Origin of the sequence: Lacibacterium aquatile, assembly GCF_042683105.1 — a bacterium.
In the GTDB taxonomy this organism is placed as follows: Bacteria; Pseudomonadota; Alphaproteobacteria; order Elsterales; family Elsteraceae; genus Lacibacterium; species Lacibacterium aquatile.
Genome location: NZ_JBHUIP010000006.1, coordinates 1 through 19,842, shown reverse-complemented (window position 1 = coordinate 19,842; position 19,842 = coordinate 1). Strand labels below are relative to the sequence as shown.

At 60.4% G+C, this 19,842-nt stretch carries 22 protein-coding genes; 15 read left to right on the top strand and 7 right to left on the bottom strand.

Going from position 1 to position 19,842, the window contains the following annotated elements:
* Window positions 1-12: 12 nt before the first annotated feature.
* On the top strand, window positions 13-1,881 hold the full coding sequence (locus ACFSM5_RS08105; protein WP_379875817.1) for an ABC transporter ATP-binding protein: 1,869 nt from the start codon (window positions 13-15) through the stop codon (window positions 1,879-1,881).
* 6 nt (window positions 1,882-1,887) lie between these two features.
* Here ACFSM5_RS08105 and ACFSM5_RS08100 read toward each other — a convergent pair whose 3' ends face one another.
* On the bottom strand, window positions 1,888-2,262 hold the full coding sequence (locus tag ACFSM5_RS08100) for a winged helix-turn-helix transcriptional regulator (protein WP_379875816.1): 375 nt from the start codon (window positions 2,260-2,262) through the stop codon (window positions 1,888-1,890).
* A 100-nt stretch (window positions 2,263-2,362) separates the two neighbouring features.
* On the opposite strand from ACFSM5_RS08100, the gene ACFSM5_RS08095 reads away from it, so the two are divergent.
* The gene (locus tag ACFSM5_RS08095) at window positions 2,363-3,472 is read left to right on the top strand and encodes an NADH:flavin oxidoreductase (protein ID WP_379875815.1); all 1,110 of its coding nucleotides are present in this window, start codon (window positions 2,363-2,365) and stop codon (window positions 3,470-3,472) included.
* Between the two features lie 22 nt (window positions 3,473-3,494).
* On the opposite strand, the gene ACFSM5_RS08090 is transcribed toward ACFSM5_RS08095, so the two are convergent.
* A complete protein-coding gene (locus ACFSM5_RS08090) occupies window positions 3,495-4,187 on the bottom strand; it encodes a GntR family transcriptional regulator (RefSeq protein WP_379875814.1) in 693 nt (230 codons plus the stop codon).
* Between the two features lie 183 nt (window positions 4,188-4,370).
* Between ACFSM5_RS08090 and ACFSM5_RS08085 the strand changes: the two genes are divergently transcribed.
* The 7 genes from ACFSM5_RS08085 to ACFSM5_RS08055 all read left to right on the top strand — a co-directional run bounded on the left by ACFSM5_RS08085 (window position 4,371) and on the right by ACFSM5_RS08055 (window position 10,816).
* A complete protein-coding gene (locus ACFSM5_RS08085) occupies window positions 4,371-5,369 on the top strand; it encodes an ABC transporter substrate-binding protein (protein WP_379875813.1) in 999 nt (332 codons plus the stop codon).
* 72 nt (window positions 5,370-5,441) lie between these two features.
* Entirely contained in the window at window positions 5,442-6,206 is a 765-nt protein-coding gene (locus ACFSM5_RS08080; protein WP_379875812.1) for an ABC transporter ATP-binding protein, read from the top strand.
* The gene (locus tag ACFSM5_RS08075) at window positions 6,203-7,066 is read left to right on the top strand and encodes an ABC transporter permease (RefSeq protein ID WP_379875811.1); all 864 of its coding nucleotides are present in this window, start codon (window positions 6,203-6,205) and stop codon (window positions 7,064-7,066) included. Before ACFSM5_RS08080 ends, ACFSM5_RS08075 begins: the two co-directional genes overlap by 4 nt.
* A gap of 7 nt (window positions 7,067-7,073) precedes the next feature.
* Window positions 7,074-8,813, top strand: a complete 1,740-nt coding sequence (gene araD / locus ACFSM5_RS08070; RefSeq protein ID WP_379875810.1) for an L-arabinonate dehydratase — start codon at window positions 7,074-7,076, stop codon at window positions 8,811-8,813.
* Window positions 8,814-8,968: 155 nt separating this feature from the next.
* Window positions 8,969-9,967 carry a PAS domain S-box protein gene (locus ACFSM5_RS08065; RefSeq protein ID WP_379875809.1) on the top strand — a complete coding sequence of 333 codons (999 nt, stop codon included), beginning with the start codon at window positions 8,969-8,971 and terminating at the stop codon, window positions 9,965-9,967.
* 58 nt (window positions 9,968-10,025) lie between these two features.
* Window positions 10,026-10,412 carry a response regulator gene (locus ACFSM5_RS08060; RefSeq protein WP_379875808.1) on the top strand — a complete coding sequence of 129 codons (387 nt, stop codon included), beginning with the start codon at window positions 10,026-10,028 and terminating at the stop codon, window positions 10,410-10,412.
* Between the two features lie 8 nt (window positions 10,413-10,420).
* Window positions 10,421-10,816, top strand: coding sequence for a hypothetical protein (locus tag ACFSM5_RS08055; protein ID WP_379875807.1), 396 nt, complete (start codon window positions 10,421-10,423; stop codon window positions 10,814-10,816).
* Between the two features lie 31 nt (window positions 10,817-10,847).
* On the opposite strand, the gene ACFSM5_RS08050 is transcribed toward ACFSM5_RS08055, so the two are convergent.
* The 3 genes from ACFSM5_RS08050 to ACFSM5_RS08040 all read right to left on the bottom strand — a co-directional run bounded on the left by ACFSM5_RS08050 (window position 10,848) and on the right by ACFSM5_RS08040 (window position 14,984).
* Window positions 10,848-11,093, bottom strand: a complete 246-nt coding sequence (locus tag ACFSM5_RS08050) for a hypothetical protein (protein ID WP_379875806.1) — start codon at window positions 11,091-11,093, stop codon at window positions 10,848-10,850.
* Between the two features lie 439 nt (window positions 11,094-11,532).
* Window positions 11,533-13,440: a glucans biosynthesis glucosyltransferase MdoH gene (mdoH, locus tag ACFSM5_RS08045; protein ID WP_379875805.1), complete on the bottom strand. Its 1,908-nt coding sequence runs from the start codon at window positions 13,438-13,440 to the stop codon at window positions 11,533-11,535.
* Entirely contained in the window at window positions 13,437-14,984 is a 1,548-nt protein-coding gene (locus ACFSM5_RS08040) for an OpgD/OpgG family glucan biosynthesis protein (RefSeq protein WP_379875804.1), read from the bottom strand. Before ACFSM5_RS08040 ends, mdoH begins: the two co-directional genes overlap by 4 nt.
* Before the next feature lie 252 nt (window positions 14,985-15,236).
* On the opposite strand from ACFSM5_RS08040, the gene ACFSM5_RS08035 reads away from it, so the two are divergent.
* Complete coding sequence (locus tag ACFSM5_RS08035) at window positions 15,237-15,821, top strand: hypothetical protein (RefSeq protein WP_379875803.1); 585 nt, start codon at window positions 15,237-15,239, stop codon at window positions 15,819-15,821.
* Window positions 15,822-15,835: 14 nt separating this feature from the next.
* The gene (locus ACFSM5_RS08030) at window positions 15,836-16,297 is read left to right on the top strand and encodes a hypothetical protein (protein ID WP_379875802.1); all 462 of its coding nucleotides are present in this window, start codon (window positions 15,836-15,838) and stop codon (window positions 16,295-16,297) included.
* On the opposite strand, the gene ACFSM5_RS08025 is transcribed toward ACFSM5_RS08030, so the two are convergent.
* A complete protein-coding gene (locus tag ACFSM5_RS08025) occupies window positions 16,294-16,662 on the bottom strand; it encodes a DsrE family protein (protein WP_379875801.1) in 369 nt (122 codons plus the stop codon). The genes ACFSM5_RS08030 and ACFSM5_RS08025 overlap by 4 nt on opposite strands.
* Before the next feature lie 22 nt (window positions 16,663-16,684).
* Between ACFSM5_RS08025 and ACFSM5_RS08020 the strand changes: the two genes are divergently transcribed.
* The 3 genes from ACFSM5_RS08020 to ACFSM5_RS08010 all read left to right on the top strand — a co-directional run bounded on the left by ACFSM5_RS08020 (window position 16,685) and on the right by ACFSM5_RS08010 (window position 18,667).
* Window positions 16,685-17,743 carry an AraC family transcriptional regulator gene (locus ACFSM5_RS08020; RefSeq protein ID WP_379875800.1) on the top strand — a complete coding sequence of 353 codons (1,059 nt, stop codon included), beginning with the start codon at window positions 16,685-16,687 and terminating at the stop codon, window positions 17,741-17,743.
* Window positions 17,744-17,913: 170 nt separating this feature from the next.
* Window positions 17,914-18,063, top strand: a complete 150-nt coding sequence (locus ACFSM5_RS08015) for a hypothetical protein (protein WP_379875799.1) — start codon at window positions 17,914-17,916, stop codon at window positions 18,061-18,063.
* A 43-nt stretch (window positions 18,064-18,106) separates the two neighbouring features.
* The gene (locus tag ACFSM5_RS08010) at window positions 18,107-18,667 is read left to right on the top strand and encodes a GNAT family N-acetyltransferase (protein WP_379875798.1); all 561 of its coding nucleotides are present in this window, start codon (window positions 18,107-18,109) and stop codon (window positions 18,665-18,667) included.
* Here the strand turns inward: ACFSM5_RS08010 and ACFSM5_RS22210 are convergent.
* Window positions 18,664-19,065, bottom strand: a complete 402-nt coding sequence (locus ACFSM5_RS22210; protein WP_465261234.1) for a GFA family protein — start codon at window positions 19,063-19,065, stop codon at window positions 18,664-18,666. The two genes, ACFSM5_RS08010 and ACFSM5_RS22210, sit on opposite strands and share 4 nt — an antisense overlap.
* Before the next feature lie 74 nt (window positions 19,066-19,139).
* Between ACFSM5_RS22210 and ACFSM5_RS08005 the strand changes: the two genes are divergently transcribed.
* Window positions 19,140-19,823 carry a Type 1 glutamine amidotransferase-like domain-containing protein gene (locus tag ACFSM5_RS08005; RefSeq protein WP_379875797.1) on the top strand — a complete coding sequence of 228 codons (684 nt, stop codon included), beginning with the start codon at window positions 19,140-19,142 and terminating at the stop codon, window positions 19,821-19,823.
* Window positions 19,824-19,842: the final 19 nt, after the last annotated feature.

The following is a 19,842-nucleotide window of genomic DNA, read 5'->3' as shown; positions in this document are numbered from 1 at the left end:
GCCCTTTCCTGTGTGCTAAGGAAAGGGCAGGAGGAATTCATCACGATTACCATCGCCCCTGGGCAGATCGCCCTTGGCGCCATGCGCCATGTGCCGCGCTTCATCGCGGAAGTCTGGCGCACCAGCCCTAAACTCACCGCCCTTGGGATTTTCCTGCGCCTGATCCGGGCGCTGATCCCTGCCGCCATGCTCTTTGTCGGCAAGCAGATCATCGACACCATCCTGCCGCTGATCGGCCAGGGGGCTGCGGTCGATCTGACCGACTGGATCTTTTCCCCTGCCGCCCAACCGTTATTGTTATGGATCGCGGCCGAATTCGCCCTGGCCCTGGCCGCCGACCTGATCGGCCGGGTGACCGGGATGGTCGATGTGCTGCTGACCGAGCGGTATGTGAACGCCATGAGCGTGCGGCTGATGGAGCATGCCGCCAGCCTGGACCTCGCCCATTTCGAAAGCGCCGATCAGCAGGACCGGCTGGACCGGGCGCGGCGACAGGCCAGCGGGCGCGGTAACCTCCTGGGGCAGGTACTCGGGTTTGCCCAGAGCATCATCACGATCCTGACTTTTGCGGTGGGGCTTGCGCTCTATACGCCCTGGCTGGTGCTGCTGGTCGCCCTTGCGCTGATCCCCGGCTTTGTCAGCGAGGCGCATTTCAACACCCTCGCCTACCGGCTCAATTTCCGCAAAACGCCGGAGCGACGGACACTGGACTATCTGCGTTATCTCGGTGCCTCGGTCGAAACGGCCAAGGAGGTCAAGCTCTATGGGCTCGGCGGATATTTCATCACCCGCTTCAGCAAGCTCGCCGCCGACCTCTATCGCGCCAGCCGCCTGCTGGCCCAACGCCGGGCGGCGTGGGGTGGTTTCTTCGCCATCATCGCGACCTCGGCCTATTATTCGGCGTATCTGCTGGTCATCTGGCACACGGTGACCGGCACCCTGACCCTCGGCGATCTGACCTTCCTGGGCGGATCGCTGCTGCGCCTGCGCACGCTGCTGGAGACCCTGCTGCTAGGCCTGTCTGAACTGGCGGCGCAGTCGTTGTACCTCGACGATCTTTTCTCCTTCTTCGCAATCCGGCCCGACATCGTGCGGCCAGTGAATGCCGTGCCGGTACCTGAGCCGATCCGCCAGGGATTCTCGCTGCGCAATGTCGGCTTTCGCTATCCTGGCACCAATGACTGGGTCATCCGGGGCCTTGATCTCGATATCGGCGCGGGCGAGGTCATTGCCTTGGTGGGTGAGAATGGCGCGGGCAAAAGTACGCTCGTGAAACTGCTCTGCCGCCTCTATGACCCAGACGAGGGGGAGATCCTGCTCGATGGGGTCGATCTGCGCTGCTATGATCCGGTCGCGCTGCAGCAGCATATCGGTGTCATTTTCCAGGATTTTGTCCGCTATGACGTCTCGGCCCGCGACAATATCGCCATGGGACGGATCGACGACCGCGAGCGGCTCGACCTGATCCAGTCTGCAGCCCAGCGGAGCCTTGCAGACACGATCATTGCCAAGCTGCCGCGCGGCTATGATCAGCCCGTCGGGAAGCGCTTCACCGATGGTTATGATCTGTCGGGCGGCGAATGGCAGCGCATCGCGATCGCCAGGGCCTATATGCGCGATGCCCAGATCCTGGTGCTGGACGAACCTTCCGCCGCCCTCGACGCGCGGGCGGAGCATGAGGTGTTCCAGCGTTTCAAGGAATTGGCCGAGGGTCGGATGGTCGTCCTGATCTCCCACCGCTTCTCCACCGTCCGCATGGCCGACCGGATCGTGGTGCTGGAGCACGGACGGATCCTGGAGATGGGAACCCACGCGGCCCTGCTGGCCAAAGGCGGTCGCTATGCCGACCTGTTCGAATTGCAGGCCAACGGGTATCGGTAGCAGAGGTTAGCTGGCCCCTCGGCGGGCGTCGAACTGGGACCGCGCCTCCTCCACAGAAGGTAGATGCTGGATTGTCCAGGCATAGAGAGCCTTGAACGGAGCTTGCAGCGTGCGGCCCATCGGGGTGATCTCATATTCCACCGCAATCGGCGACTGCGGGATCACCCGACGCTCGATCAACCCGTTACGCTCCAGACGGCGGAGACAGTCGGTCAAGGCCTTCTGGGTAATCCCCTCGATCCGGCGCTTGATGCCGTTGAAGCGCACCGGCCCTGCGTCCAACACCGCCAGCACCATCATCGACCATTTGTCCGAGATCTGATCGAACAGGATGCGACTGGGGCAGACCGCTGAAAACGTCGGGCATTCCTTCACCGGCATCAGGTTTCTCCAACTATACCTAGTTGATTGGAAGTGCGTTCTTGAACCCAGGTATAAACTATATACCTATATGGCTCCAGAGTGAACGGAGCTTCCAAGCATGAACACCGCCCCCCTCTTCCGCCCTTTCCGGCTGAAGTCCTTAGAATTGAAGAACCGCATCGTCATGGCACCGATGACCCGGACCTTTTCGCCCGGTGGCATCCCCGGCGACAATGTGGCCGCCTATTACCGTCGGCGGGCGGCGGGCAATGTCGGACTGATTCTCTCCGAGGGCACGGTGATCAACCGTCCCGCCTCGCGCAATGAACCGGGTATTCCCTTCTTTCACGGCGCAGCAGCACTGGCCGGTTGGGAGAAGGTGATTACCGATGTCCATGCCGCAGGCGGCAAGATGGGGCCGCAGATCTGGCACACCGGCGCCACACGCGGGATGTCGGGGTGGAAACCGGAAGCGCCCGTCGAAAGCCCCTCGGGCCTCAATGGGCCGGGCGATCCCAACGGTGTTGCGATGAGCGATGAAGACATCACCGATGCGATTGCCGCCTTTGCCAGCGCTGCTGCCGACGCCAAGCGGCTGGGCTTCGATGTCGTGGAACTGCACGGCGCCCATGGCTATCTGATCGACCAGTTCTTCTGGGCGGGAAGCAACCAGCGGACCGACCGTTATGGCGGGGCGACCTTAAAAGAGCGCGCGCGGTTTGCAACCGAAGTCGTCGCGGCGGTCCGCGCGGCCATCGGACCCGATCTGCCGCTGATCCTGCGCATCAGTCAATGGAAGCAGCAGAATTACGCTGCGAAGCTCGCCACTACACCCGACGAGTTGGCCGATTGGCTGCTGCCGCTCAAGGACGCCGGGGTCGACATCTTCCATGCCTCGCAGCGCCGTTTCTGGGAGCCGGAATTCCCCGAGGTCGATGGTGCCGAAGGGTTGAATTTTGCCGGTTGGGCCAAGAAGGTGACGGGCTCCCCGACCATCTCCGTCGGTTCGGTCGGTCTGTCGGGCGAATTTTTGGCTGCTTTTGGAGGCGAGAAATCGACTCCGGTCAGTCTCGATGGCCTAGTCCGCCGCATGGAGCGCGAAGAGTTCGATCTGATCGCCGTCGGTCGCGCGCTGATCACCGACCCGGAATGGGTTGCAAAGGTTCAGAACGGCGATTTCGACAAGCTGAGCAGCTTCGACCCGGCCGCCCTTAAAGAGCTCGTGTAAGGGAGGGGCGCCGAAAGGCGCCCTATTCCCGGACGTATTCCGGGAACCGCAGTTTGATATCCGCCACCTGCATCAGCGTGCCTGACAAATGATCCCGCACGGCCTGCTGCGCCTCTGCCGGATCGCTGGCAGCTATAGCATCCAGGATACGGGTATGGTCGCGCAGGATCGCCTGGATCTTGCCCGGCACCGGCAGATGCAACTGGCGCAGACGGTCGATATGGCCGCTGCGGCTGCGCACCAGGGTCCAGAGGTCCGGCACCCCAGCCGCCTCGCTCATCTGCCGATGAAAAGCCTGATCAGCTTCGGCAAAGGCCGTTAGATCGCCCAATTCGAAATCCGCCTGCTGTTCGGCGACGATGCCACGCAGCTTAGCCAGGAACCGCTTATCCTGGGCCAGCGCCAACGTACGGACCACCTCCAGCTCGATGGATTTACGGAAAAAATGCGCCTGATGCGCCAGCCGCAGGTCGATGGGGCTGACCACCGTCGCATGCTGGGGGAAGATATCGACCAGCTTTTCCTCGGCCAGCTTCAGGAGCGCATCCCGGATCGGCGTCTGCGACAGGCCATATTGCTCCATCAGTGCCGTGCGGGACAGCACCGTACCGGGAATAAGGCTCAGGCTGATGATCTGGTGCCGCAGGCTCTCGAATACCTGCGGGGCGGCCTGACGGGCACGGTCGAGGCGGATCAGTTGGGCGGTTTCGGACATTCTGGTCGCTCATAACATCGGGGGCGGCACCATACGCCATTCTTACAAAATTCTTGAAGCTAAAGCACTAATGCATTAGTGCTTTACTGTATAAAAATTGGGGGAAAATCCCCAAGCATCCGCGACCGGGGATAAACCCGGCGCACCAAACCCGCTCATGACGGTCCTTTAAGGGGGGAAACCATGATCAAGACACTGGCTAAATTCGGTATTGGTGCTTTAGCGCTTACGGCTGCCTTCAGTGCGTCGGCGGCCGACCTGTCGATCACCCGTCAACCCGGCATCCTCTATCTGCCTGCTGCGGTGATGGAGAAGCAGAAGCTTCTGGAAAAACACGCGGCCGCCCAAGGGGTCGCCGATCTGAAAGTGAATTGGGTCGTCTTCACCGGGGGTGGCGCTGCGACTGACGCCCTGCTGTCGGGCAATGTCGATATCGTGAATAGCGGCGTCGGCAATATGCTGCTGCTCTGGGACCGCACCAAGGGTGGGGTCAAGGGCATCATCACCAATTCGGCCCAGCCGGTGACGCTGATCAGCCGTGACCCGAAGATCAAGACGATCAAGGACTTCGGTCCGACCGACAAGATCGCCGTGCCGACCATCAAGGTTTCGACCCAGGCGATCCTGCTGCAGATGGCCGCCGCCCAGGCCTTTGGCGAGGATCAGTGGGGCAAGCTCGACGGCAATACCGTGCAGTTGGGCCATCCTGACGCCGCTGCCGCGCTGGCCAACCCGAGCCACGAGGTCGCCAATCATTTCGCCGCTCCGCCCTTCGACTATAAGGAAATGAAGACGGTACCGGGCGCCCATATCGTCCTGAAATCCGAGGACATCATCGGCGGCCCGCTGTCGCAGTCGACCCTCTTCACCACCACGAAGTTCGCCGACGCCAATCCGAAGCTGATCGCGGCGGTTATCGAAGCCTCCAAGGAAGCCGTCGCCTATACGCTGGCCAATCCCGCCGCCGCCATCGATGCCTATCGTGAAGTCACCGGCGACAAGACCCCCGCCGAGGAGCTGGTGGATATCCTGAAGCAGCCGGGCATGATGGCCTATCAGACCGATCCGGCGGGCACGATGAAGTTCGCGACCCACATGCAGAAGGCTGGCGTCCTCAAGACCAAACCCGGCGCCTGGACGGACTATTTCCTGCCCCAGGCAAGCGGCTTCAAAGGCAGCTGAGCCCCTGTCGCGACCCCGCCCGTCTGAACTCAGTCGGGCGGGGTTCTTCCGGTTCGAAGATAGGAAGACAGCATGACGGCCCTTCTGGACGTGCAGGCGGTGACCCTGCGCTATAAGACTGCAACCAGCCTCATCACAGCGACCGACGGCGTCAGCTTCAACGTCAATCAATCAGACCGCTTCGTCCTGCTCGGCCCGTCGGGCTGTGGCAAGTCAACCCTGTTGAAGGCCGTCGGCGGCTATATGAAACCCGATGCGGGCGAAATCCGCATCAAGGACCGGGTGGTGAAGAAGCCCGGCGCCGACCGCATGATGGTCTTCCAGGAATTCGACCAGCTGCTGCCCTGGCGCACGGTGCTGGAAAACGTGATGTTCCCCCTCCAGACCGCCCGCAAGATGAGCCGCAAGGAAGCCGAGGAACGCGCCCGCGCCTATGTGGACAAGGTGCGTCTGACGGGCTTCGAGGATAACTACCCCCACACCCTGTCGGGCGGGATGAAGCAACGTGTCGCCATTGCCCGCGGCATGGCGATGGAGCCGGACATCCTGCTGATGGACGAGCCTTTTGCCGCCCTGGACGCCCTCACCCGCCGCCGCATGCAGGACGAGCTGCTGCAACTGTGGGAGGACACCCGCTTCACGGTGCTGTTCGTCACCCACTCCATCGCCGAGGCTATCCGCATCGGCAATCGCATCCTGCTGCTCTCCCCCCACCCCGGCCGGGTGAAGGCCGAGGTTACGGATGTTCAGCTGTCTGCCGCCGATCCAGAAGCTGCGGCCCGGCTGGAGCGCCAGATCCACGATCTCCTCTTCCAGGAAGAAGGACACCGCGAATGAGCGAGGCAACCATCCACCTGCGCGAGGATCAGAAGCCCGGCGCCGGTAAAGTCGAAGTGATTGAGCGCAAGCTGTCCGCCCTGGAACTCGCCTGGACCAGCCCGACCTTGCGCAAGAGTCTGCTGATCGTGGTGCTCGCGATTATCTGGGAGATCTATGCCCGTCTGCTGGGCAATCCCCTGACTTTCCCGACCCTGTCGGACACGATGATCGCCTTTCAGGAAAGTATCGCCAGCGGCGTACTGCCTGCCCGCGCCTGGACGTCGATCAAGATCCTGCTGTCGGGTTACGCCATCGGGATCGTGCTGGCCGGGACTTTAACGGTGCTGGCGATCAACACGCAGATCGGCACCGACTTCCTGGAAACCATGACGGCGATGTTCAATCCGCTGCCTGCCATCGCACTGCTGCCGCTGGCGTTGATCTGGTTCGGGTTGGGGGCGACAAGCCTTGTCTTTGTGCTGATCCATTCCGTGCTGTGGGCCGTTGCGCTGAATACCCACGCGGGTTTCCTGAGCGTGTCGCAGACTCTGCGGATGGTCGGGCGGAACTATGGGCTGACCGGCCTGCCCTACGTCTTCCGCATCCTGATCCCGGCGGCCTTCCCGTCGATCCTGACCGGCCTCAAGATCGGCTGGGCCTTTGCCTGGCGCACCCTGATCGCGGCCGAGCTGGTCTTCGGTGTCTCGTCCGGTAAGGGCGGGCTCGGCTGGTTCATCTTCGAGAACCGCAACATCCTGGATATCCCCTCGGTCTTCGCGGGGCTTCTGACCGTCATCATCATCGGTCTCATCGTCGAAAATCTGTTTTTCCGAACCCTGGAGCGCCGGACAGTCCGCCGCTGGGGCATGCAAGGCTAGAACTCCCATGGCTTCCACCACCCGCAAAAAACCCACCGACCTTCGCAGCGCCCGCTGGTTCGCCCCCGATGACCTGCGCGGCTTCGGCCACCGCTCCCGCTTCATGCAGATGGGCTATGGCACCACCGACTGGAAAGACAAGCCGGTCATCGCGATCGTCAATACCTGGTCGGACATCAACCCCTGCCACGCCCACTTCAAGCACCGGGTGGAGGATGTCAAACGCGGGGTTCTGCAGGCCGGGGGCCTGCCTATCGAGCTTCCGGCGCTATCCCTGGCCGAGCAGTATGTGAAGCCGACCACCATGCTCTATCGCAACATGCTGGCGATGGATGTGGAAGAACTGCTGCGCTGCCATCCCATCGATGGCGCGGTGCTGATGGGCGGCTGCGACAAGACCACGCCCGCCCTGCTGATGGGTGCCACAAGCGCCGGGCTTCCCTGTATCTATGTCCCCGCCGGACCGATGCTGCGCGGTAACTGGAAGGGCAAGGTTCTGGGGTCGGGCTCTGATGCCTGGAAATTCTGGGACGAGCGGCGAGCGGGTAATATCTCCGACCAGGACTGGACGAATATCGAGGCGGGTATCGCGCGCTCTGACGGCACCTGCATGACGATGGGCACCGCTTCCACCATGACCGCCATCGCGGAGAGCCTGGGGATGACCTTGCCCGGCGCTTCTTCGATCCCCGCCCCGGACAGCAATCACATCCGCATGTGTTCGGCTTCAGGCCAACGGATTGTGGAGATGGTTTGGGAGGATCTGACACCCAACAAGATCCAGACCATCAAGGCCTTCGAGAATGCCATAGCCGTCGCCATGGCTATGGGCTGTTCCACCAATGCCATCATCCATCTGATCGCCCAGGGGCGGCGTGCAGGCTGCGATATCACCCTCGATGACTTCGAAGCCGCGAGCCATATCCCGGTCATCGGCAATGTGCGTCCGAGCGGCGAAAAATACCTGATGGAAGACTTCTTCTATGCGGGCGGTCTGCCGGGGCTGATGTCGCGCCTGACGGATCATCTGCACCTTGACGCCATGACCGTCACCGGCAGGAGCCTGGGCGAGAATATCGCGGGTGCCGAGGTGCATGACGACGATGTGATCCGTCCGATGGACAATCCCGTCTATGCCTCGGGCGCCCTTGCAGTGCTCAAGGGCAATATCGCGCCCGATGGTTGCGTGATCAAACCCAGCGCCTGTGCGCCCCACCTGCGCAAACACTCCGGCCCCGCCCTGGTCTTCGACGATTACCCGTCGATGAAGAAGGCTGTCGAGGATGAAAGCCTGGAGGTCACCGCCGACCATGTGCTTATCCTGCGCAACGCGGGCCCCCAAGGCGGCCCCGGTATGCCGGAATGGGGCATGCTGCCGATCCCGAAAAAGCTGGTGAAGCAGGGCGTACGCGACATGGTCCGCATCTCCGACGCCCGCATGAGCGGCACCTCCTATGGCGCCTGTATCCTGCACGTGTCACCCGAGGCATATATCGGTGGCCCGCTCGCGTTGGTGCGCACCGGCGACATTATTTCCGTCGATGTCGATGCCCGCACGATCAATCTCGACGTCTCCGATACAGAACTGACCCGGCGCCAGGCCGATTGGAAGCCCCTGCCGCCCCGGTTCGAACGCGGCTACGGCTGGATGTTCAACCGTCATATCGGCCAGGCCGACAAGGGCTGTGACTTCGATTTCCTGCAAACCTCCTTCGGGGGTGCAACGCGCGAACCGGACATCTTCTAAGCGTTATAGATCTGAAAAGCCGGAGACAAAATGCGGGAGGCGTATTTCGCCTCTTGCAGTCCCTGGTCTCCGGCAAAATAGTAGTTTTCCAGCAGGGGATGCGCCTTAGACCAAGGAACCCATGATGGGAAAACTGCGAAAAGCCGGGGACACGGATGCAGCAGAATAACTGGCTGGCGAATCATCTGAAGGCGGTCGTCGATTCGTCGAACGACGCCATTATCAGCAAGACCATGCAAGGTATCGTGACCTCCTGGAACCGGGGCGCCGAGCATATCTTCGGCTATACGGCAGAAGAGATGATCGGCCGCCCTATCACTCAGGTTATCCCGCCCGATCGCTGGAGCGAGGAGACGGAAATCCTATCCCGCATATCGCGCGGCGAGCGGATCGAACATTACAACACCATCCGCCTGCATAAAGACGGCAGGCTGCTCGACATCTCGCTGACAATTTCGCCCATCAAAGCGGATGACGGCACCATCGTCGGCGCATCGAAGATAGCCCGCGATATCACGGCCCAGCGCCTTGCCCAGCAGAAGCAGGGTATGCTTCTGCACGAAATGTCCCACCGCGTGAAAAACCTCTTCTCACTGACGACCGGTCTGATCACGCTCTGTGATCAATCGGCGGAATCGGCGAGCGAGTTGCGAGACCTTCTTACCCGCCGCCTCTCCTCCCTTGCCCGCGCCCACGACATGGTTCTGCCTATTAAGACAGGCCAGGAGGAAACGCCCGGCCATGCCGCAGATTTCGCCGCCGTGGTCGAGAAAGTGCTGGAGCCGTATCGCGAGGAGTCGAGCGACCAGCGGATACGCATCCAAGGGCCACCGCTGGCTATCGGTCCGTTGGCGGTGACGGATACCGCTCTTCTGCTGCAGGAATTTGCGACCAACGCCATGAAGTATGGCGCTTTGACAAATCGCGACGGCAGCATCGCCGTTTCCTGGTCAGTCGACGATCAGCAGTTGCATCTGCTCTGGCAGGAACGCGGGGGACCGACAATCGGAAACCCACCCGATCGCAAAGGCTTTGGCAGTCTGTTGGCCGATGGCACCGTGAACGGCAGGCTTGGCGGGCGCTTGGAAAGGATCTGGGAGCAGGAAGGATTAACCATAAGACTCGCTGTGCCGCTCAAAACACTCACGAGCTGATCACCGTTCTGACTCTCGAAGCGCTGGAACAAAGACGCAGATCTGTAGTTATTTTGACATGTCTACGAATCGAAACATACCGCCCAAGCCTTTGGCAGTGGTCATCGACGATGAGTTCATCATACGTGAACTTGCGACTTCTGTTCTTGAAGATATGAATTTCGAGACGATGGGCTTTACGACCGCGGACGAAGCCATCGGCTTTATTCGCCAGCATCATGACGCGATAAAAGTCGTCTATACCGATATCCGCATGCCCGGCCGCCTGGATGGCGAAGCCTTGGCGCGCGAGGTGGCGCAACGCTATCCCACGGTAAAGGTCATCATATCATCGGGTCATGTGCGTCTGCAGGAACAGGATCCGCGCGACGGCACCATTTTCATGGCCAAACCCTGGGCGCCCGCCGATCTGAAGCGCCTTCTTGAGGGAAATAATGACGACTGATCGGCCGCTTGCCCTTCACTCCCGCGCCCGGCACTCTGGTGCAGATCGGCGTCAAAGGAAGCCTCAAGATGGCGGAAAAGCTCACCCTGGAAAAACGTCGCTGGGCGCGCGAGGAACTGATCAGCCTGCTGTCGCTTTCAGGCACCCTCGCCGGGCTTTCGATCACGGGCGTCACCCTATTCCGCACCCTAACCGGCACACAGGCGACTGGAACGCTGGCGGATGATCTGCTGGCCATTTGCGCGCTGGCCTTCCTGCTCAGCTGCTATGCCATCTTCTGGGCCTTGCGGACCCGCCATGATCAGACAGCGACGCGCCTGACCCAGATCGCGGATGCTCTTTTCCTCGGCGGGCTGACGGTCATGGTCTTTGTCGGCTTCCTGATGCTCTATTCGATCTGGTGATGACCGATGTAAAGCAATTCCCCCCTTTTTATTAGAGCGATGGGCTGGCCTTACGCTGCCGCGCGGCCGGAGAGGCAGAGCGCCAGACCTCGATCACGCTGGCGTCATGGCTTTGCAGCACAACGCGGGTCTGTCCGCCTTCAACGGCAGCAAGCCTTGCCGCCTTGATGGCTGTGGTCAGGGCATCGCCCCGAATCGGAAACAGGAACTCCAGCTTGTCGTAAGCGAGGCTCCATAGGTTTTCCGAAGGTTTGACTATGTAAGTTTTGGGTTCCATCAGGGTTTCCTGCTGGCTGTGGGCGCAGCAAGGGCAGCTCCGTCCGGCCTTAAACGTTAACCCAAATAGAATTTCTCAAGAGTCGCATACTTGTGACATAAGACCTTTTCTTGCGGGACAAGATCGTTAACCATCTGTTTTCATTAGGAACATTGTCATTTTGAAATCGTTTTCCTTTTGAAGCGGCATTGATCTGCATTTTTGGAGGGACTCATTATGAACCGATATTTGATCAAAGGTCCGATCATCGTCGCTGCCCTCCTGGCCGCTGGAGCGACAGTTGCTCAGCCTCAGGCGGCTCGCGGCACAAACCATACGAAAAACACCAAATCCCCCGTCAGCACCGCTGGCTTGGAAAATGGGCCCCCCGCGCCGGAGAAAAGCAAAGCCCGCACCTGATCCGGTAAAAAAACGCCCCGGTTATAACCGGGGCGTTTTTCTAACCCTCGATGAGTTTGCGTCCCGCTATCCTCGGGTGGGCGCGTAAGGTCGCCGCGCGCACCAGGACATCCACCGGTCGCCGCTCCTCCGGAATCGCCAGAATTCCCCACCGTTGCAGGGCAACCCCAAGGGCAGAAGAGGCCGTGAACCAGGCCAGCGGAATCGCCAACACGAGCCCGGCCGTCACCGGCGCCATCCAGAGCGCGAATGGCGTAGAAATAGCGTAGGAAGCGGCAGCCAGGACCATTCCCAGCACCGTGTGCAGGGCGTAGCGGCGGGCGACCCATCTGAACAGCACGCCGCCGCCGTCGCGGGTCTGCGGCTTCCATCCGCTATCCTGTCCCAGCAGGATCGAGATCACGTCCCCGGTCTGATTGATCATCGTCACCGGCGCGAGCAGCGCCGACAGCAGCGTTTCCAGGATCAGGCTCAGAAACGCCCGGAACGCCCCGCCCGCCCCTCGCCTCCGCTCGCCCTGCACCAGCAGAACCACGAAAGCCAGCAGCTTGGGCGTCAGCAGTACACAGAGGGTGCCGATGAACAGCCAGAGCGCGCGGATCGGATCCTGCTGCGGCCAGGTCGGGAAGAGCGCTAGACCCTTGGGGAAATAGTCAGGCCGAACAAACCCGGCTTGAAAGGCGGCCACGACACCCAGCAGCAGGAACAAGAGCCACAGCGGCGCGGCCAGATAGGAGCCAATGCCGTTCAGGAAATGAATGCGGCTGACCCAATGCAGCCCCCGCGCCGTCAGCAATCCGGCATGTTGCAGATTGCCCTGACACCAGCGCCGATCGCGGATCGCCAGATCCCAGAGCGATGGCGGGCTTTCCTCGTAACTGCCATCCAATGCCGGAACCATATGCACCCGCCAACCACCCCGTCGCAGCAGCGCTGCCTCGACAAAATCATGGCTGAGGATATGCCCGCCGAAAGGCTTGCGACCCTTCAGGTGTGGCAGGCCGCACTGCTGGGCGAAAGCCTCCGTCCGGATAATCGCATTGTGCCCCCAGTAATTGCCCTCCGACCCATGCCACCAGGCGATGCCATGGGCGATCAGGGGACCATAGGTCTTGCCCGCGAACTGCTGCAGGCGGGCAAAGAGGCTGGTACCATTCACCACCATCGGCAGGGTCTGGATCAGCCCTACGCCGGGATTGCGTTCCATGGCTGCCGCCAGATGGACGATGCTTTCGCCCGACATCAGACTGTCGGCGTCCAGGATCAGCATCTGCGGATAGGCGCCGCCCCAGCGACGGACCCAATCGGCGATGTTGCCGGCCTTGCGCTCGATATTCTTCTCCCGGCGGCGATAGAAGATGCGCTCCGACCCGTTCGTGCGGTCGCGCAACGTCAGGAAAGCCGTTTCCTCGCTATCGAACAGCTCGGGATTGGTGGTGTCGGACAGGATGAAGATATCGAAATGCTCGATCGCGCCAACGACTTCGATCTGCTCATAGATCGCCTGAAGCCCGGCCATAACCCGCTCAGGATCTTCGTTATAAGTCGGCATCAGCAGAGCCGTCCGGCCCCTCAGACGCGGTAACTTGCCATCCGCTGCGATCCCAAGACCAAGCCCGCCTTGAGCAAGCATCGAGATAAATCCGGCAATCCCACTGGTGAAGGAAACGGCGATCCAGGCAAAGAGCAGGCAGAACAGTCCCAGGATGGCGCCTTCGATAATCGTCACGCCCCCCAGTCGCACGACGGCATACATCTGATAGGCGGCAAAGCCCGTCAGGCCCGTGGCCCCTCCCAGGACGAGGCAGCGCCGCCAGAAGGCCTGCGCCATCGCCTGGGCTTTGCGTCTTTGGGCGGGGGTCGACAAATCCTGAACAGGCATCTCCATCCCCGTTTCGGGAGGAAGTGCCGGACTAAGGATCGGCAGATCGCGGAAATTCGTCGTCATGCCGTCCACCGATAGATCCAGGTTTCGGAAACCGGCTGGCCTTCGTTTTTGAGGACCGCCCGCAGTTCCACGACCTTGGCGTCATCGGGCATGAACTCAAAACTCATGCGCCAGCCGCCGGTTATGGGATTGGGATGGGCGACAGGAAAGGCCGTCCGCCCCTTGTCCGCCGATACCTCGACCTGGAACTGCTTGCCATCGGGCAGATTGCGCAGGGACTCCCCCGTCAGTTCGATCACGACAAGGCGTGAACCTTCCCGGCCGCTCCCGCCTATCATGGTTTCAGCCACGGTCGCGAGCGGGGTCGTACCGGGGTTCTGCGAACACCAATGGAGGCGATAATTGAAGATATATTCCGACTTGGCTTTCAGCGGCACAGCCGGGCGCCAGGAGGCGACGATATTATCGTGGATCTCGCTTTTGGTCGGAATCTCGACCAGATGCACGGCGCCCTTGCCCCAATTGCCCACTGGCTCCACCCATAGGCTGGGTCGCTGATCGTAGCGCGCCTCGACATCCTTGAAGTCTGAGAAATGTCTGCGCCGCTGCATCAGGCCGAAGCCCCGCACCCCGTCATCGACGAAGCTCGAAACCTGAAGCTCCTCGGGATTGGCGAGCGGTCGCCAAAGCTGTTCCCCCCGGCCGCTCCAGATCGCCAGCCCATCGCTGTCATGGACCGCAGGGCGGAAGTCATCGACCCCGATCCGATCGTTGGCGGCGAAATAGAACATGCTGGTCAATGGCGCGATCCCAGCCTCGGCGATATCGATGCGGGGATAGAGCACCATCTCCACATCGAACAGCGTGGTCACCTCCTGCGGCGTTACCGAGAAACGATAGGCCGCCGCCGCGCTGGGACTGTCCAGCAGCGCATGAACGACGATGGAGCGTGCACCGGGGTTCGGCCGTTCAATCCAGAAGCTGCGGAAAGCGGGAAACTCCTCCCCTTCAGCCGAGGCCGTCTTGATCGCAAGCCCGCGCGCAGACAGGCCATAGACTTGCCCCTTGGCGACCGCTCGGAAATAGCTCGCCCCCAGGAACGCGCAGATCTCGTCAAAATAATCCAGCTTGTTGATCGGGCCATGCAGGCGGAACCCGGCAAAGCCCTGATCGGCTTGCGCTGGCAATTGCAGGTCATCGGTGCGGAAAAGCTCCGGCGCATAGGCGATCTCGGTCGCCTTGCCGTCCGCGACCTCGAATATCTGTACCCGATCCTTATAGAGGAAGCCGCGATGGAAGAACTGCGCCTCATAGGGTCGACCGCTGCCACGCCAGAGCGAACGGTCGGCATCGAAGCGGATCTTGCGGTAATCGTCATAGCTCAGCTTCGCCAGGACATCCGGCAGCTTGTTGTCTTTGATGGCATAGGGCGCCTGTGCCAGTGACTGCGCATTCCTACGCACGGCGGATGCCTCGAACGCCGTCGCGGCGGCAGGCTTCGCGGTAGAGGCTGGGGCTGCCGATGGCGCGGCATAAACCCAGCCCGAAGCAACCCCCGCTCCCGCCAGTGCAATGCCTCCCAACAACAGATCCCGACGACGCATCTGACTTCCCCCTGTACCAAAGCTTCAACCCATGAAGCAACGGCCACACACGGCCAATGTTCCCAACGATCTGACGTCCTGATGCGGGGCCATTTGAAGTGAATAAAAACTCATGAAATCTATTTAAGGATGTAGAAAGCCGGGGCAGAGGAATCGCTGCTGCGCTCCGGTCGCAAAAGCTTCAAGCGCCTCAACCACCCATGGTATAGCCACGTTGAGATTCCCCCCCTTAAGCTGAACGAGGCCTCTGGTATGCGCTTTTATCTGACTACCCTGATCGCTGGGCTTGTCACAGCCGCCGCACCCACCCATGCGCAATACACGGGGAACTGGACACCGGGGGACGTCGCGAAAAGCCGGCTGAGCATCAGTTCCGCCGCACCCGACGCGGAATTCTTTCAGAAAGAGATGCTCACTCGGCCGAATGGAGACCAGCGCGATGCCCTGCTAATGGGGGGACATAATCCTAAAACCCCTGGTCCAATTGCCTGGATTAACTATCACACAAGCCGCCTCAAGTTTTCCTGGTCCGGCGGTCCGATGGACACCCTCTATTCCCTGGCGCCGCCCTTCATGAACCAAAAGGCGCGCATGTCACCCGACGGTCGCGAGACCGCCACACTGAATACGGCTCTGACCGGTGGGCTCGAAACCGTCGAGATCGTAAAAGGTGTCGTGAATTTCGAGGGGGCCGACCAGCGGGAGTGTGCCGCCTGGCGCACACAGAAAGCTACCGTTTCAGCAGCCTTCTGGGGCTACTTTTGCGCCGCTCCCGGTCGGTCTCTGAACGTCGCCGATATTCAACAGGTCATGGGCGCATTGACCTTGAGCGAATAGGAAATCTACCGCCGATGTATATTCTGAAGCCCGGTATCAAGAAGGACCACCCACGCCGTTGGGCGCTGCCGGATCGGATATTTTTTGGCTATGGGGCCTGCCATATCCTGGCAGGCGTCTATCTGCGGGATCCGCCGCTACCGGGCTTTTATGCCGAACGCATCATTCCAGCCGAGGGGTTTGCAGGCGGTCATGCCTATGTGACGGATGGGTGCATCGCCTTCGATTATCATGGCTATTCCCTTCGGAACCGCCTCCTTGCCCATCACGCAAGAGGTTGGTCTGCCCGTTATCCCGGCTGGGATTGCGCCATCGAGCGGGTCAGCTTCGATCTGCTCGACACAGCCGAGCTCAACCAGCGCAAGATGCTGGGGCCGAACCAATATCTCCGTGACGCCAGCACCCGCGCGATGGCGTTCATCGCACGGGTGCTGCATCTTCAAGCATCGGAAAAGGCCCGACGGCTCGCGTCTTAGAAGGAAAGCGTGGCCGCTCCGTCCTTGATTTCGGCGAACATGGCACTGCCACCGATGATGATAACACCGTCCAGCAGATCGGCCTGCTCATAACCGCGCGCCTTCACGCAAGGAGGACATGCCCAGATCGCGCCGCCACGTTTCTGAAAATCCTCGATCAGCGCTGCCAGCGGGTCGAGCGGTGCCACTTGTGTAAAGCGCTGCCCACCCTTGCGAACCAGATCGATGGCGGTGCTGGTTAGGAAGATCGACACCTTCAACCCAGCGGTCAAAGCGCCGTTGGCCAGGGTGAAAGCGACCGAAGAAACTTCCGAATCGATCCCTTTGGTCATAAGGATTACAAGCTTGTCTGTCGTGGGTTGCATGGTATAGTCCCGTGATTGATTGATGTCCTCCATCAATACTTGGCACGGGAAGGTCATGTCTTTGGCCGAGGCGCCGAAAAACTTGCCCGAAAATCCGCGCGGCCGGCTTGGTGTCGAGCGGGACGACGTCCTATCATCACTCCTCTCCCGGATTCGACTATCTGGTTCGCTGCAATTCTGTTTCATGCCCTCGGGTGATTGGCAGACCGATGGTGTTCCCGCCATGTCCAGGCTGGCAGCCAGAGCTAACGGCGCCATGCCTTTCCATGTGGTTGTGGAGGGTGAATGCTGGCTGAAGATGGACGGCATCGAAGCCTCGCTGGAAGCAGGCGACGTTGTACTGTTTCCCTTTGGCACCGGTCATCAATTGGGATCCGGCTCTAATGGGCGGCTCGTCCTGCCGACCCGAGACCTGCCGCCTAAACCTTGGCGAGACATTCCGATGCTGCGTTATGGCGAAGAACAGCGCCCTTCTCGCCTGCTCTGCGGCTATCTGCAGTGCGATACGCTGGGATTTGCGCCTCTGCGGGACGCCCTGCCCACGCTGATCCATGTCAGGACCCGCGGCGCTAATGATCTTTCCTGGATGTCTGCGACGATCAGCCAGATGGTGGCGGAAGTCGACCGTCCCCGTGCCGGCGGAGTCGCGATGCTGGGTCGCCTGACCGAGATTCTCTTTATCGAGATTCTCCGTCATCGCATGACGACAGCGAAGACCCCAGGGGATCGTGGCTGGCTGGCAGCCTTGGCCGATCCTGCCCTCACCCGCTGCCTTTCCCTGCTCCACGCCGCCCCCGACCAGGATTGGAGTATAGAAGCACTCGCTCTCGCCTCCGGCCTCTCCCGCAGCAGCCTGTCCGAACGATTCCGGATTGTCCTAAACACGTCACCAATCCGCTATTTGCGCGACTGGCGTCTTTATCTGGCGAGCCAATCTCTCTTGTCCGCCGATCAGTCCATCACCGCCATCGCGTATCAGGCCGGATATGCCACGGAAGCCGCGTTCAGCCGGGCGTTCTCCCGCTGTTTTGGCAGCCCACCAGCCGCATGGCGCTCTGAAATCGCGACTGAAACCGCTTAATAAAATAGATTAAATCACCAACAGACATCCTCTGGGGTTGTAACATTATCCGCACATATCCTTTTAGGTGCGATTCTCTATCGACTCTTCGCGATCATTGTGACACTTACAGAGGGAGCGTATCGAAATACGCACAACCTAGCATCGTTATCCGGGGGGGGAGTAGCGGCATGCTGAACGCAGATCCGAACAATCAGTCCATCATTGCCTTCGGCGTGGTGGTTGTTTTGGTCCTACTGGGACTCGCCGCTCGACTTGTCATGAGTCGCTCGAAACGCACCAAAGACCGCCCAGATACCAGCGGGCAGTTGTTTCTCTAGCATCACCGCTATGACTGCCAGTGGCAATCGAGGCTGCGGACCGGTGGGTGTAGAAATCGAAACCTCCCGTCTCATCCTTCGCCCCTGGGCCGAGGGGGACATCGATCCGCTTGTGCAAGGCCTGAACGATCTTGCACTCGCAAAATGGCTCGCCTTCGTTCCTCACCCTTATCGGGTGTCAGACGCCGAGAATTGGATCAAGAGATGTCGGAATCTGTCGAGCGCCAGCCGCTCCCCGACTGAATATGAATTCGCAGTCGTACATAAAACGACCCATCGGCTGATCGGAGGGGTCAACCTCAATAAAATCGACCGGGAAGCAGGAGCCGCGGGTGGAGGAATCTGGATCGCGGCCCCCTATCAGGGGCAGGGCTGCGGCCGGGAAGCATTCGCTGCCAAGATCCGATTTGCCTTTGACGAATTAAGGCTGACCAAACTGATCAATGGATATTTCGACGGCAACGACAGATCTTGGGCGATGCAGCAAAGCTTGGGCTATCGACGCGTGGGCAAGGTTGCCAGCCGCTGCCTGGCCGATGGCAGGCAAACGATCGAACATGTGACGGCGCTGCTGCGAAGCGACTGGGAAGAACGCGAAGCTTAGAACAGGAAATCCCGGACACAACGGCCATCGGACCCCAAAGGTTTGAAACTATCCGAGCCGTCAAAACGTCGAACGGGAAGGTCCGCCACCACTTCGGGTGATGCCAGCCGTAGGTTGACGGCCATACGTCGACGCCCCTCGGGAGACACCTTCAACCCTCGCCAACCGAGAATGCCGCCACAGGTTGCGCAGAAATGGGTTTCAAGGGACGGCTCAGTCTCTTGCGCTCTCACATAGGCTGTTGTGGGACCGTCAATAAGAACCGTCTCTCCTTCGTGGCCATAGGCCCAGAGCGTTCCATATCGGCGGCACAGGGTGCAGTTGCAGATTGTTGCCGCCTCGATTTCACCTTTGAATGTCCAGTGGCAGGCACCGCAAACACAAGAACCGATTATCATCGCCATCGACCTATCCGATATCCCAAGATCGGCCATCGTACCCTTGGGGGAGAAAGTCAGGTGAGTGCCGTTCGATGATCAATCTTGCACTTTATAGCGACCAGATCATACCGGCGAACGCCGTCATCGATCAGCGGCTTCTGGCCCTGATGGCACATAAAAACCTTGGGAATCGCATCGGCTATATCCCCTCTGGCCCCGAGCCGACACGACAGTTCTTCCATGAGAGGAAAGCCTATTACGCCAGATATGATCTGGACCTCTGTCATTTCCACGAAACGGATGAAGGAGAAAATGGAGCCGCTATCGATGCTCTTTTCGCCTGCGATGCCATCCACCTAGCAGGTGGCCATACCCGTGGTTATCTGGAGCGGCTTAAGAGCAACGACTTGGCCGCCCCGTTACGATCCTGGGCCTTAGAGGGCGGACTTCTGATTGGAACCAGTGCGGGCGCCATCCTCATGACGCCCACAATCGCTACAGACGCTCTCTTTTCTAACAATCGGCCAGAAGATGTCAGGGATGGCGATGCCCTGGATCTGCTGCCCTTCGAGTTTTTTCCGCATCTGAACGCCAATTCCAGCTATCGGGAAGAGTTAGTGCGATACAGTCGAATAACGCAGCGCCCTATCATCGCCTGCAATGACGGCGATGGCCTGGTGGTGACGGACGGAGTGGTCGAGACTATCGGAGCCGCGGTCTGGATCGGGGCAGGCACATCACGTGATCTGGCCCCTGGCCCGATCATGAAAGTGTGATCGCCCTCCCCTCTCAAAT